Source organism: Lapidilactobacillus luobeiensis, assembly GCF_024345205.1.
Classification (GTDB): Bacteria; Bacillota; Bacilli; order Lactobacillales; family Lactobacillaceae; genus Lapidilactobacillus; species Lapidilactobacillus luobeiensis.
The window spans coordinates 24,125-37,052 of sequence record NZ_BROC01000003.1; the positions used below are offsets into that span (position 1 = coordinate 24,125).

Genomic DNA, 12,928 nt, shown 5'->3' on the forward strand with positions numbered 1-12,928 from the left:
TTTTTAAATGTTAGAACAAGGAACGATCGTGGCTGCCACGATCAGTGATCGAAATGAGCAGGGCTTCTTTGCCCAAGCCGAGGGGCAAACCTTGCGCGTTGATAGTCCCCGGACGGATTTTAAGACTGGGGATACAGTCAGCGGCTTTATTTATCAGAATATGAAGGGTCAGTGGGTCCTGAATACAGAGCCGCCTTTGATCAGTCGGAGCCATGTTGGCCCTGGTGAGGTAGTTCAGGTGCGCCGTGATCTAGGCGTTTTTATTAATATTGGCTTGGCGGACAAAGATGTGGTTTTATCCTTGGATGAACTACCAGAATTGCACAACATTTGGCCACAAAAAGGTGATCAGCTCTATATTTCTTTGAAGACCGATCACAAGGACCGGTTGTGGGCGGAACAAGCTGGCGATGAGTATTTTAAAGAACATGGGCGGTTTAGCCAAGAATTTACCCGCAATGAAACCGTTAGTGGGACCGTTTATCAAGCCAAAAAAGTTGGCTCTTTCGTGGTGCTAACAGATAAACGCCTGGCTTTTGTTCACCATACGGAACGCTTGGATGAGCCGCGAGTGGGTGAGGCTGTTCAGGGTCGCGTGATCGGTTTGACCCGTGACGGTCGTTTATCGATCAGTCTGCGTCCTTTGGCTTATGAAGAGATCGCCGATGACGCCAAAATGATCTTGGCGGTTTTACAACGTGCGCCGGAACAAACGATCAGTTATCAAGATAAAAGTGATCCTGAAGAAATCAAGGCTTATTTTGGGATCAGTAAAGGGGCGTTCAAACGTGCTCTAGGCAGTCTGCTAAAACTAGGCTTGATCAGCACTGACCGTGAAGGCACGCGTTTGACCGATAAAGGCCGCGACTACCGTGACTGATTTATTAGCCGATTATTTACGGTCACTACGGATCGAGCAAGGATTGGCGGAGAATACGATCAGCAGTTACGGCCGTGATCTGCGCCAGTTTTTGGCTTGGCTGACGACCCAAAAAATAACGGCTTATCCTGAAGACCCGGCGATCCTGAGTGATTATTTACGGGTTCTACAATTACAGGGAAAAGGTCAAAGTAGTCGGATGCGGGCGGTTTCTAGTTTGCGCCAATTTTATCGTTGGTTACGACAACGGGGATCGATCCAACATGATCCAATGACCACGATCCCCTCACCAAAGCGCGGCCAACATTTGCCCGTCGCGTTAAGTGTGGCGGAAGTCGATCAGTTATTGGCGATGCCAGCAGTCACAACAACGTTAGGGTTGCGTGATCGCGCGATTTTAGAAGTGATGTATGCCACCGGGCTGCGCGTTAGTGAGTTGGTCCACTTGCAATTAGCGGAACTTCATTTAGAATTAGGCTTATTACAAACGATCGGCAAGGGTAATAAGGAACGTTTATTGCCGATTGGCGACGTCGCGGTCAAGTATGTTAGACTATACCTTGAAGAGAGTCGGCCGCGATTGATCAAATCAGATCGTTTTGTCGGGGCCCTATTTTTGAATTTCCGGGGTCAGCCGATGACCCGGCAAGCGATTTGGAAAATCATTAAGAAATATATCGGTCAGGCAGGAATCAAAAAAGATGTGACGCCGCATACGTTACGCCATTCATTTGCGACGCATCTATTGGAGAACGGCGCCGATCTGCGAGTGGTACAGGAGTTATTGGGTCATGCGGATATTTCAACGACCCAGATCTATACCCATATCACCCAGAAACGGTTGCTCCAGGTTTATGAACGAGCTCACCCTCGTGATTGAACCATAACGGAGAAAAGTTCGGGAGGAATGACATGTTAGTTAAGTACAAACAAGATTATGAGAAGATTGCTTTAGGGTTGTTATCTTTTACGCCCGATTTAAAAAAGTTTGACCGTTTAAGGGCGGAATTGGATAATTACACCACCGATGACCAATTGGAATTGGATCTTTGGCGAACGGACCAAGGCGATTTTGTCGGGATCGTCGGCATCGAGATCGAGTCGACTTATATTTTGCTACGCCATTTGGCCTTCACTCCAGACTATCGTACCGAAGAAAATGCGTTTGCAGTGCTTGATGCGTTGACGAAACGCTTTCCTGATAAGCGTTTGATGGCGCCAGTCAATATGACGGAGATCGTTTCCGCGTGGGAACGACATCAAGGTGAACGACAAGCAGATCAAGATCGATCGGCTGAGAATCGTTGAGTGGGGCCAATGGAATTAAAGGTTAAATTATCTGAGTTCGAGGGGCCACTAGATCTTTTGCTGCATTTGATCAAGATCCAAGAAATTGATATTTATGATATCCCCATTGCGCAGATCACGGCACAATATCTTACTTTTCTTCATGATAGTGAAGAGCTGGCTTTAGATGTTGCAGGGGATTATTTAGTGATGGCCGCAAATCTAATGGCGATCAAGAGCCGGTTACTACTGCCCCGGCCCAAAACTAAACAATTAGATCAGCCTGAAGAAGAAGCGTTAGATCCACGAGAAGCTTTGGTTGCGCAACTGCTGGCTTATCAGACTTATCAAGAAGTCAGTCATTACTTGCAAACACAAGAACAAGAGCGGTCCCGTTATTTTGTGAAGGAAGAAAGCGCCCCGCAGGAGAAGATCCCAACACCATTGCCTGCTGGTTTAGTCACCGTCAACGAATTAGCGGCGGCCTTAAGCGAACTTTTGCAGCAACGACAAAAGGAAACGGACTTCTCTCAGCAGACGATCAGTCGCGAAACCTTTTCTTTGGATGAGGCGGTCACGCTGATCGAGCAACGGCTGGCCCAAGCAACCGGACAACGGATCGCCTTCATGAGTTTATTTACTGGTGATTTTGACCGGGAACAAGTCGTTGTTTTCTTTTTGGCTTGTTTAGAATTAATGAAGAATCAAGTGATTTGTTGTCACCAAAGTAGTTTTAATCAGGAAATCCAATTGAGCGAGGAGTAGGAACTTGTGATCGAATATCAGGGTGAGATCGAGAGCATTCTGTACACCGTCGGAGATGCCGGCATCACGTTAAAAGAAATGGCTGGCATTTTGGGGATCCACCCCAGTGCGCTCCGCCAATTACTGGAGCAATTGCAGACGACTTATGATCAAGGTGCCGGTGGCTTAACGATCTTAACGTTTGGCGAGCGTTATCAGTTGGCGACCAAAGCGGGTTATGCGCCATTGCTGCATCAATACTTTGCTGGGCATCAGCCCAATTCATTGAGTCAGGCTGCTTTAGAAACCATGGCGATCGTGGCTTATCAACAGCCAGTTACACGGATCGAGATCGATGAAATCCGCGGGGTCAAAAGCGCGGGAGCTCTGCAAACATTGATGGCCCGGCAAATGATCAAAGAATCAGGTCGCAAAGAAGCGCCGGGACGACCGATCCTGTATGGCACGACGGCTTATTTTTTAGACTATTTTGGTTTGAAAAGCCTGAAACAATTACCAGATCTAAAAGATTTTTCAGGGCAGCCATTCGACCAGCAAGGGAATCTGGACCTATTCTTTGATCAGGCTAATAAGAAAAATGTGCCGCTCCCAGCAACAGCGGGCGCTGAAACCGATGGTGCTGACAGTCCGCAGTCTGAGCGCTCTTCACAAGCAGGACCAGAACAAAACGACCCGAAAAATAAGGAGACAAAGCATGAGCCAGAATAATGAGCAACAAGAACGTTTACAGAAGGTCATCGCCAACGCTGGTGTCACTTCACGCCGAAAAGCAGAGGCCTTGATCGTGGCTGGTCAGGTCACAGTCAATGGCACCACGGTCCGAGAGTTAGGAACTAAAGTCGGGCCTCATGATCATGTGGAAGTGGCCGGGGTACCTTTGGAGAAACCGCGGCTGGCGACTTATCTCTTCTATAAGCCGCGGGGCGTGATCTCGGCGGTGAGCGATGACAAGGGTCGTAAAGTGATCAGTGATTATTTTGCGGATAAATCAGAACGACTATATCCGATCGGTCGCTTGGATTATGATGCCTCCGGGCTGATCTTGGTGACCAATGATGGCGAATTGGCAAACTTATTGATGCATCCTAAGTTTCATGTTGATAAGACTTATTTGGCAAAAGTGGCAGGGATCCCTACGGCGGCAGAGTTGAAGCAACTACGTCAAGGCGTGCTGATCCAGGGCAAACAGACGGCGCCGGCCAAGGCTTGGTTACAGAGTAGTGATCGGACGAAACAAACTGCACTGGTCGGGTTAACGATCCACGAAGGTATGAATCATCAAGTGAAATTGATGTTACAAAAAGTGGGGCATCCCGTTCAGAAATTACGGCGGGAACAGTATGGCTTTCTTGACCTATTTGGCGTTCAACCAGGTGAGGCTCGCAAATTAAATACCAAGGAAGTCCATCAGCTTTATCAATTGGCGGAAAAACAAGGTCATTGATCTGGCTTGTTTTGAGAACGTTTTTTTGGTATACTTTAACTGATAAAAAATAAGAATAATAGTTTGTCTTCAGGGCAGGGTGAGATTCCCGACCGGCGGTACAGTCCGCGACCCGTGAGAACGGTTGACTTGGTGAAACTCCAAGACCGATAGTATAGTCTAGATGAAAGAAGACAGTCTTTTTTGTGGTAAATAAGACTGTTAGTCATTCCCTGACTAACAGTTTTTTATTTGGGCAGGAGAGACTGCGCGAAGACGGCTGTTTCGTAAAGGAGCGGTTTTTTGATGCGTAGTGGTAATCGGTTACGGTTTTGGGTCAGTGTGACCCTTTTTGGGGTGTTGAGTTATTGTTTGATGTTGATCGAGATCCCGATCCCCTTGTTTCCATTTCTGAAACTGGATTTTAGTGATCTGATCCCCTTAAGTGGTTTAGCTTTGTTTGGTTTTGCTGGTGCCAGCGGCGTGGTGTTGATCCGCGCGGTCTTGCATTTGATCATGACTGGTTTTTCCGCGCCGGCTTTATTAGGCGAGCTAGGATCGGTCGTGGCTAGTTTCACGTTGTTGGTGGTGACCTGGGCGCTGCTGAAACGACGGGCGAATTGGCAACAGCGGTTATTGCTGATCCTCTGTGGGACTCTTGCTTTGACTTTGGTCATGGCAGTTTTGAACTATTTTGTCTTGACGCCTTTGTATGTCAAGGTGACTGGGTTTAAATTGGGGATGAGCTATTTGAAATACGTGATCTTCACGATCGTGCCCTTTAATCTGATCAAAGGTAGTTTGATCATGGCTTTGTTCGTTTTGCTGGAGATCCATGTCGGCGCCTATTTTCGGCGTAAACATCAAGAGTTTCATCGTCTATAAGTCACGATCAAAATAGCGTTGGCCGTTTGGGTCAACGCAGTCAACGATCCAAGTGATCAAAACCACCTGTCAGGCACCACGGACACTGCGATCCGTGACGCTAAAAGCAGGTGGTTTTTGTTTGCTTTTGGGCGATCCTGCGTATTTCAAGATAGCCCTTATTTTAGGCGGATCGTGAGTGCTACTTGGCGGGACTCAATGGTGTTGCAGGTCATTCAAGTCGGGATCTTGGTCCGATTTCTGACGCTGCGCCGCGGTAAAAGGCTGATTTTGACGTAGGATCGCGCCTGTGGGACAATTGGTATAAGCTTCTTTGAATTGGGCTCGTAGCGCTACGGGGATCGGGGCAGTACCTTGATTATTGTCTAATTTGACATAGGCGATGCCCTCCTCGTCGTAGCTAAAAAGCTCAGGTGCCTTTAATTGGCAAAGGCCACAGGCAATACATTGGGCTGGAACAACACGTGTATACATAATGAGAACCTCGATTGGTGGTGTTAGTGTGCAGGCAACGATCCTGTTAGCGACATTTGCGCTGGAACCGCGGCGTTATAAAGCAATCTACTATTCATTGCAAGGCAAGCAAACGATCTCTAATTTGTTTGCCAGTCATGAATATGGACTACTTGATCAATTTCATCTTTATCCTAAATTAAAATGGAACGATTATCAAGCGGCCTTGAGCCAATTAGAAAAAGAAAAGTTAGTGATCATTGATCAAACACGTGCAGAGGCCAAGTTGACTTCAGCGGGATTGGTGAGGCAAACCGGATTACTGGCTCAGGGCTTTTGGCCAACTGCTTATCGGTATTGGCAAATGGGACCAGCTGAGGAACAGTGGGAGCGCTTATTATTAGCGGTACAAGTCGTTAGCAATTATCAACATCAGATCGTCCATTATCAACCCTTAACGGAACATTTACTGATCCAAAGACAAGTCAAGGCTTGGCTCAAGAAAATCGGGACTGCTGGTGGCCAAAATTTTGTGTTGGAGTTGGGCTTGGCTCTGGCTCAATTACCAGAACAGGCGGCTTTGATCATCGCCAATTCTTTTTGGAGCGATTATGACGCAGGGATCCCTGGCCCTACTTTGGCCCAGGCCTTAAGTTTGACACCAGCTGAACTGCAATTGGCTCAATTCAATAGTCTAGGTCTGTTATTGAGCCTGATTCGACGTGAAACTTTACGTTATCCCATCTTACAACAATTACTGCCAATGCCACAGACACCATTGAATCGTAGTGCTGATTGGACTTATCACCAAGTTCTGACTGGGAAAAGTTGGTCAGCGATCGTCACCGATTCTCGGCTTAAGGAGGGTACATTAAGGGAACACTTATTGCAGGCAGCGTTGCTTTGTCCTGATTTTTCGATCGAAGCACCAGCAGTGCAACAGTTATTAAAGGCAGATCCAGAAAGCTTTTTTAGCCAGCGAGTACAAGAGATCATAACCGCACGATCTTCAAGAACAGGGGGTGAGCAGACTCAATGACTGCTACTAATCAATCAACAAGTGGGTCAGATAATGGATCCGTGACAACTGAACAGCTTGAAAATGAGCTGACGCAACGTTTTGGTTTCGCCCATTTTCGACCGGGACAAGCGCCATTATTACAAGCGTTACTGTCTGGACGCGATGCGCTGGGGATCTTGCCGACTGGCAGTGGCAAGTCGTTACTTTATCAGTTTTTAAGTCCCCATATTAATGGTCTGATCGTGGTCGTTAGTCCGTTGATCTCTTTGATGGCTGATCAAGCCGGGCGGATCCGTCGTCAAAATTTAGGAAAAGTCGCTGTTCTCAATAGTCAATTGACCGTTGCGGAGCGGCAACTTGTTTTACAGCAGTTGGAACAATACCGTTTTGTTTTTCTAGCACCAGAGACTTTGCAACAACCAGCGGTGCAACAGCGTTTACGGCAAATAACAGTGGGATTATTGGTGATCGATGAGGCTCATTGTATTTCCAGTTGGGGCCCTGATTTCCGGCCCAGTTATTTGCGTCTAGGGATCATTCGCCAACAGATCCGACCACAGCGGACCTTAGCGCTGACCGCAACGGCTAATCGTCGTGTGCGCCAAGATATTCTAAAGAATCTGCGGTTAGCAGCCACCACATTCGTCTATCAAGCCTCGGTCGACCGGCCGAATATCTATTTACGGTTACAGACGGTCGCTGACGAAACAAGTAAATGGCAACAGACCTTGATGCTGGTCGGTCAGCAAGTGCCGACTTTGATCTATGTTGCGACGCGGCGTGAGGCGGAGGAGTTGACCCAACGGCTGGATCAACAGCAACCAGGGATCGCGGCCTTTTATCATGCTGGTCTGAGCACCAGTGAGCGCAATCAGATCCAGCAACTTTTTTTGAAAAATCAATTACGTGTGGTCGTTGCGACCAGCGCGTTTGGTATGGGGATCGATAAAAGTAACCTGCGCCTCGTGATCCATTACCAGCTCCCCGCTAATTTTGAAAGCTATTTACAAGAGATCGGTCGCGCCGGTCGTGATGGGCAACCGGCCTTAGCGGTGATCTTCGTGATGGCGTCAGATCAGCAACGCCTGTCGCAGCGATTATTACGAAATCGGCTGACTCCAGGATCGATCCAGCGCTTTTTCGATCATCCTGATGATCCTCAGCAGCTAGACACTAATCAGCAGGGGATATTGCAAGCCTATCGTCAAGCCGAGCTCCCAGCGGCCCAAGTGATCGCGATCCTACAAACGACAGCGGAATTACGTTTTCAACAATGGCAAAAATTTTGGACCTACTTGACCTCAACGACTTGTTTACGCCAGCAACTTTGCGACTATTTTGATCCCGAGCCGGCACAACTACATCATTCTGATCATTGTTGCAGTCAGGCACCGACACCGAGTCTGACCACTGTTTTAGCACGATTACAATTGGCTCAGATCGCGTCGGCGCCGCCAGCGGCTGCCCGACATCTTCGTCAGCCGGCCGCAGTTTTGCGGCAACTTTTTATAGAATCGTAGAGATTTTGCGTGATTTAGCAGTTTTCTGGAAAAAAAATCCGAGATTATGATAGAATAATGCATAGACAGAAAAGGGGGTCAATCATGAGTAAGCAGGACAATCAAGATAATCAAAATAAACCCACGGACAAAGACACGCGGCCTTGGGAAAAAAACTTTGATAATGATCGCGATGATAATGGTCAACTATCACGGACAGCAACGAAGAAGCGTGAGCACAACAACACGATTTTCGTTTCCATACTTGTTGTTATTCTGTTGGCGGTGATCGGCAGTACGATCGGGGCTTGGGTCGCGGCGCAAAAGGATAATAAAAGTCCCGAGATCGTGGTCTCATCTAAAAAATCGACAGTCAAGTCTTCCAAAAAGAGCCGACCAGCCGAATCTAGTAGCGCCACTAGTTCTAGTAGCAGTGTGGCTACTGAGAGTTCAGAGGCAGCGTCCAGCAGTAGTGTTGCGGAAAGCTCTAGTGCGGTCAGTTCCAGCACGGTCAGTAGCGAATCTAGTAGCGCCAGCACTACTGAAGGTGGTAGTTACACCGTTAAGGCTGGCGATAATCTTTATCGGATCGCGATCAATAATGGCTTGACTTTAGATCAGCTTTTACAACTGAACGGCTTGAGTAGCAACTCGGCGATCGTGCCAGGGCAATCGTTGCGGATCAAGTAAATGAATCTGAATATGTTTAAGGAATGATAGTTAGTGCAAATTGCAATCGACGGGCCAGCGTCCGCAGGTAAAAGTACAGTGGCCAAATTGGTCGCGCAAGAACTAGGCTTTATTTATTGTGACACAGGAGCGATGTATCGGGCAGCAACGGTCCTAGCAACTGAACACCAGTTGGATTATGGCGATGAGGCTGGCATTTTAGCTTTATTGGCGACGCATAAGATCAGTTTCAAGCCGGGAGCGCCAGGTCAAGATCAACAGGTTTTTCTGGGCGATGAAGATGTGACCTTAACGATCCGGACACCCAAGACCACGAATAATGTCTCACAGGTCTCGGCGTTGCCACGGATCCGGGCAGAACTGGTCGACCAACAACGCCAGATCGCCCAGGGCAACTCGATCGTAATGGACGGGCGTGATATCGGCACCACGGTTTTACCAGCAGCTGAGTTGAAGATCTTTATGGTCGCTAGTGCCGCTGAAAGAGCACGGCGCCGTTATGCCGAGAATTTGACTAAAGGGATCGAGACCCCCTTGGCGCAACTAGAGGCCGAGATCGTCGCTCGCGATTTCAAGGATTCCCATCGTCAGATCTCACCATTGACCCAAGCAAAAGACGCGATCGAGATCGATACGACCAAGCTAACGATCACGGAAGTCGTGGCTAAAATCGTTGATTTGGCCAAAAAAAGCGCCTAAACAAAAAAAGATTCAGTTTTTCCGAATAAATTAGTACTTTTTACTAGCTTGTTCGGTGTTTTTCTATTAGAATTAATGTGATGTTATAGTGCAGGAGGATAATTATGTCAGAGCAAGATTACAGTCAAAGTGAAATGGAAAAGGCGCTGAATAGCGTTCAAGAAATCAAAGTGGGCGATGTTGTCAAGGGCGAGGTTTTGGCGATCGACGACAATCAACTTGTTGTTGGTGTTCAAGGCGCCGGTGTTGAAGGGGTCGTGCCTTTGAAGGAATTGACCGCCGATCGCAACGCTAAGATCGAAGACCAAGCTAAAGTGGGCGACGTGATTGAATTAGTCGTTTTGTCAAGCTTAGGCCACGACAAAGAAAACGGTAACTACTTGTTATCACGGCGTCGCTTAGAAGCACGTAAAGTTTGGTCCGATATTGAAGCTAAATTCAAGGCTGGCGAAACTTTATCTGTTAAAGTGACCGAAGTCGTTAAGGGTGGCTTGGTCGTTGACGCTGGGGTCCGGGGCTTTATTCCCGCTTCCATGGTCGATGATCATTACGTTGATGACTTGAAGAGCTATGTTGGCCAAACGATGGAAGTCAAGATCATTGAGATCGAACCAAGCGAGAACCGCTTGATCCTTTCACGGCGTGAGTTGGTCAAGGCTGAAAAAGAAGCTAAAAAAGCTGAGATCTTTGCCAAACTTTTACCTGGTGATGTGATCGAAGGTAAAGTTGCTCGTTTGCCAAACTTTGGCGCCTTTGTTGATTTAGGCGGCATCGATGGTTTGGTGCACATTTCTGAGATCGCTCATGAACATGTCAATAAGCCAAGTGATGTGCTGAAAGTCGGTCAAGAAGTCAAAGTCAAGGTCTTGAACGTTGATCCTGAAAAAGATCGGATCTCACTATCGATCAAAGCTTTACAACCAGGACCATGGGATACGATCGCTGAGGTTGCTCCTGTTGGCGCGACCATCGAAGGAACCGTCAAACGTTTAACGACATTCGGTGCTTTTGTTGAAGTTGCCCCTGGCGTTGAAGGCTTGGTCCATATCTCACAGATCTCCCATCAACATATCGCGACTCCTAACGAAGTCCTCAAAGAAGGCGAAGTCGTTAAAGTCAAGGTCTTGAGTGAAGATCCTGAAAACAAGCGTTTGTCTTTGTCGATCAAAGCACTGACGGAAAAGCCAGGCGAAGACAGCAAGGACGAAGAAGCTGTACCAAGTGATTATGAAATGCCAGAAACAAGCAATGGCTTCAGCTTGGGCGAAATGATCGGCGATGCCTTGAAGAAAGACAACGACGATTCAGACAAATAATCAGTGTCATACTTTGAAAAAGAGTTTGGACCTTTATTTGGCCCAACTCTTTTTTTACCGAGAAAAAATTGAGGTGGTTTAATGGCAATTCCAGTTGTCGCGATCGTTGGGCGACCAAACGTAGGTAAGTCGACGATTTTCAATCGGATCGCGCGCGAACGGATCTCGATCGTTGAAGATACCCCGGGAGTTACTCGCGATCGGATCTATAGTCGGGGGATCTGGCTGAATCATGAATTTAGCATGATCGATACCGGGGGCATCGAGTTCGCGGATCAACCGTTTATGACGCAAATCCGGAATCAGGTGGATATCGCGATCGATGAAGCGGATGTGATCGTTTTCCTTGTCAACGCGCGCGAAGGGATAACTGACGCCGACGAACGGATCGCTCAGATCCTTTATCGCTCACATAAAGAAGTTATTTTAGCAGTCAATAAAGCCGATAATCCGGAGCAACGCCAAGATATCTATGATTTCTATTCATTGGGTTTCGGTGAGCCCTTGCCCGTTTCTGGGACACAGGGCACTGGCTTAGGGGATCTGCTCGACGCGATCGTGGCGCATTTTCCAGCCGAGGTCAATGACGATGATGATCATTCGATCAAGTTCAGTTTGATCGGTCGGCCTAATGTGGGTAAATCCTCATTGGTCAATGCGATTTTAGGTGAGGAACGGGTGATCGTCTCGAATATCGAAGGAACGACTCGCGATGCGATCGATACGCGTTTCACTGATGAAACTGGTCAAGAGTTCACGATGATCGACACTGCTGGCATCCGGAAGCGCGGGCGTGTGTACGAAGCGACTGAGAAATATGCTGTTATGCGGGCGCAACGCGCGATCGACCGTTCAGATGTGGTTTTATTCGTGATCGATGGTGCTGAAGGTCTCCGTGAACAAGATAAAAAAGTGGCGGGCTACGCCCATGAAGCGGGACGCGCGATCGTTATTTTGGTCAATAAGTGGGATCTGGTGGAAAAAGACACCAAAACCATGGGTGAATTTACCGAAAAGTTGCGGGGACAGTTGCAATATTTGGAATATGCCCCGATCATTTTCGTTTCGGCGGTGACCAAGCAGCGGCTGAAACAATTACCGGAATTGATCAAAACAGTTTCTGAGAATCAACAACGACGGATCCAATCAGCGGTGTTGAATGATGTTTTGCTGCGTGCTGTTGCGATCACCCCGACGCCAAATGTCAAAGGTCATCGCTTACGCGTTTATTACCTGACCCAAGTCGCGATCAAGCCACCTACTTTTGTGGTGTTTGTTAATGATCCCGATCTATTCCATTTCTCTTATCAACGTTTTTTGGTCAATCAATTACGCCAAAGCTTCGATTTTTCCGGGACACCGATCCGACTGATCGCTCGAAAACGCAAGTAATCTGCTCACTTTTACCTGATTATTTGCTAAAAAGGGCCTATGGTGAACTTTTTTATTAAAATATCGCTTTTTTAGATAAAAAACCTTGTTATATCGCGCTTTCTATGATAACTTTATCAATGGAATAATGATCTAAATCGTATCATTGTTTCATTTCATAATTCATGAAATATAAAAGCACGCTTAGCGTTATGCTTGGCTGCGGGAGGTGAATTCCATATGGCAAATAAAGCAGAATTGATCGATAGCGTTGCATCAAAGACTGGCTTGACTAAGAAGGACGCAACTGCGGCTGTCGACGCTGTTTTCAGCACGATCCAATCAACACTTGCTAGTGGTGAAAAGGTTCAATTGATCGGCTTTGGTAACTTTGAGGTTCGTCAACGTGCGGAACGTAAAGGTCGCAATCCTCAAACCGGAGAAGAAATCAAGATCCCTGCAAGTACAGTTCCTGCATTCAAACCAGGTAAGGCTTTGAAAGATGCAGTTAAATAATTGAGTGTGTCAAACCGTTGGGGCTGTAAGCCTCGACGGTTTCTTTTTAGTGTCTTTAGACCCAGTTGAGCCCGCGAAGCGCGCGAAACAAAAAACCACCCGCTATGCGGGTGGATAACAATA

15 protein-coding genes and 1 riboswitch are annotated in these 12,928 nt (G+C 47.4%); of the genes, 14 read left to right on the forward strand and 1 reads right to left on the reverse strand.

Features of this window, described 5'->3' with window-relative positions:
* Positions 1-7 precede the first annotated feature (7 nt).
* From OCU21_RS01920 to OCU21_RS01950, 7 genes are all read left to right on the forward strand, one after another.
* Entirely contained in the window at positions 8-880 is an 873-nt protein-coding gene (locus OCU21_RS01920; RefSeq protein WP_261805815.1) for a CvfB family protein, read from the forward strand.
* The gene (xerD, locus tag OCU21_RS01925) at positions 873-1,760 is read left to right on the forward strand and encodes a site-specific tyrosine recombinase XerD (RefSeq protein WP_261805816.1); all 888 of its coding nucleotides are present in this window, start codon (positions 873-875) and stop codon (positions 1,758-1,760) included. The genes OCU21_RS01920 and xerD overlap by 8 nt, the downstream gene beginning before the upstream one ends.
* Positions 1,761-1,792: 32 nt before the next feature.
* Positions 1,793-2,188, forward strand: coding sequence for an N-acetyltransferase (locus OCU21_RS01930; RefSeq protein ID WP_261805817.1), 396 nt, complete (start codon positions 1,793-1,795; stop codon positions 2,186-2,188).
* Between the two features lie 9 nt (positions 2,189-2,197).
* Positions 2,198-2,932, forward strand: a complete 735-nt coding sequence (locus tag OCU21_RS01935; RefSeq protein ID WP_261805818.1) for a segregation and condensation protein A — start codon at positions 2,198-2,200, stop codon at positions 2,930-2,932.
* A gap of 9 nt (positions 2,933-2,941) precedes the next feature.
* Positions 2,942-3,640, forward strand: coding sequence for an SMC-Scp complex subunit ScpB (gene scpB / locus OCU21_RS01940; RefSeq protein WP_373875452.1), 699 nt, complete (start codon positions 2,942-2,944; stop codon positions 3,638-3,640).
* A complete protein-coding gene (locus OCU21_RS01945) occupies positions 3,627-4,376 on the forward strand; it encodes a pseudouridine synthase (RefSeq protein ID WP_261805820.1) in 750 nt (249 codons plus the stop codon). The genes scpB and OCU21_RS01945 overlap by 14 nt, the downstream gene beginning before the upstream one ends.
* Before the next feature lie 61 nt (positions 4,377-4,437).
* Positions 4,438-4,555, forward strand: a riboswitch (FMN riboswitch).
* Positions 4,556-4,661: 106 nt separating this feature from the next.
* A complete protein-coding gene (locus OCU21_RS01950; RefSeq protein ID WP_261805821.1) occupies positions 4,662-5,240 on the forward strand; it encodes an ECF transporter S component in 579 nt (192 codons plus the stop codon).
* Between the two features lie 195 nt (positions 5,241-5,435).
* Here the strand turns inward: OCU21_RS01950 and OCU21_RS01955 are convergent, their stop codons facing one another.
* Positions 5,436-5,714: a ferredoxin gene (locus OCU21_RS01955; protein ID WP_261805822.1), complete on the reverse strand. Its 279-nt coding sequence runs from the start codon at positions 5,712-5,714 to the stop codon at positions 5,436-5,438.
* A gap of 1 nt (position 5,715) precedes the next feature.
* On the opposite strand from OCU21_RS01955, the gene OCU21_RS01960 reads away from it, so the two are divergent.
* The 7 genes from OCU21_RS01960 to hbs all read left to right on the forward strand — a co-directional run bounded on the left by OCU21_RS01960 (position 5,716) and on the right by hbs (position 12,805).
* The gene (locus OCU21_RS01960; protein ID WP_261805823.1) at positions 5,716-6,732 is read left to right on the forward strand and encodes a YpbB family protein; all 1,017 of its coding nucleotides are present in this window, start codon (positions 5,716-5,718) and stop codon (positions 6,730-6,732) included.
* A complete protein-coding gene (locus OCU21_RS01965) occupies positions 6,729-8,234 on the forward strand; it encodes a RecQ family ATP-dependent DNA helicase (RefSeq protein ID WP_261805824.1) in 1,506 nt (501 codons plus the stop codon). The genes OCU21_RS01960 and OCU21_RS01965 overlap by 4 nt, the downstream gene beginning before the upstream one ends.
* Before the next feature lie 84 nt (positions 8,235-8,318).
* A complete protein-coding gene (locus OCU21_RS01970) occupies positions 8,319-8,903 on the forward strand; it encodes an SAG1386/EF1546 family surface-associated protein (RefSeq protein WP_261805825.1) in 585 nt (194 codons plus the stop codon).
* A gap of 33 nt (positions 8,904-8,936) precedes the next feature.
* On the forward strand, positions 8,937-9,602 hold the full coding sequence (gene cmk, locus OCU21_RS01975) for a (d)CMP kinase (RefSeq protein WP_261805826.1): 666 nt from the start codon (positions 8,937-8,939) through the stop codon (positions 9,600-9,602).
* A 104-nt stretch (positions 9,603-9,706) separates the two neighbouring features.
* Positions 9,707-10,918: a 30S ribosomal protein S1 gene (gene rpsA, locus OCU21_RS01980; RefSeq protein WP_261805827.1), complete on the forward strand. Its 1,212-nt coding sequence runs from the start codon at positions 9,707-9,709 to the stop codon at positions 10,916-10,918.
* Positions 10,919-10,999: 81 nt separating this feature from the next.
* Positions 11,000-12,310: a ribosome biogenesis GTPase Der gene (gene der, locus OCU21_RS01985; protein WP_261805828.1), complete on the forward strand. Its 1,311-nt coding sequence runs from the start codon at positions 11,000-11,002 to the stop codon at positions 12,308-12,310.
* 219 nt (positions 12,311-12,529) lie between these two features.
* Positions 12,530-12,805 carry a non-specific DNA-binding protein Hbs gene (hbs, locus tag OCU21_RS01990; protein ID WP_261805829.1) on the forward strand — a complete coding sequence of 92 codons (276 nt, stop codon included), beginning with the start codon at positions 12,530-12,532 and terminating at the stop codon, positions 12,803-12,805.
* The last annotated feature ends 123 nt before the right edge of the window (positions 12,806-12,928 follow it).

Bases quoted from the DNA above. Each gene is read 5' to 3' on its own strand.
- OCU21_RS01955 (WP_261805822.1), bottom strand. From the start codon at position 5,714: ATGTATACACGTGTTGTTCCAGCCCAATGTATTGCCTGTGGCCTTTGC.
- OCU21_RS01945 (WP_261805820.1), top strand. From the start codon at position 3,627: ATGAGCCAGAATAATGAGCAACAAGAACGTTTACAGAAGGTCATCGCC.
- OCU21_RS01920 (WP_261805815.1), top strand. From the start codon at position 8: ATGTTAGAACAAGGAACGATCGTGGCTGCCACGATCAGTGATCGAAAT.
- OCU21_RS01950 (WP_261805821.1), top strand. From the start codon at position 4,662: ATGCGTAGTGGTAATCGGTTACGGTTTTGGGTCAGTGTGACCCTTTTT.
- OCU21_RS01970 (WP_261805825.1), top strand. From the start codon at position 8,319: ATGAGTAAGCAGGACAATCAAGATAATCAAAATAAACCCACGGACAAA.
- OCU21_RS01935 (WP_261805818.1), top strand. From the start codon at position 2,198: ATGGAATTAAAGGTTAAATTATCTGAGTTCGAGGGGCCACTAGATCTT.
- OCU21_RS01960 (WP_261805823.1), top strand. From the start codon at position 5,716: ATGAGAACCTCGATTGGTGGTGTTAGTGTGCAGGCAACGATCCTGTTA.
- OCU21_RS01930 (WP_261805817.1), top strand. From the start codon at position 1,793: ATGTTAGTTAAGTACAAACAAGATTATGAGAAGATTGCTTTAGGGTTG.
- der (WP_261805828.1), top strand. From the start codon at position 11,000: ATGGCAATTCCAGTTGTCGCGATCGTTGGGCGACCAAACGTAGGTAAG.
- rpsA (WP_261805827.1), top strand. From the start codon at position 9,707: ATGTCAGAGCAAGATTACAGTCAAAGTGAAATGGAAAAGGCGCTGAAT.
- hbs (WP_261805829.1), top strand. From the start codon at position 12,530: ATGGCAAATAAAGCAGAATTGATCGATAGCGTTGCATCAAAGACTGGC.
- OCU21_RS01965 (WP_261805824.1), top strand. From the start codon at position 6,729: ATGACTGCTACTAATCAATCAACAAGTGGGTCAGATAATGGATCCGTG.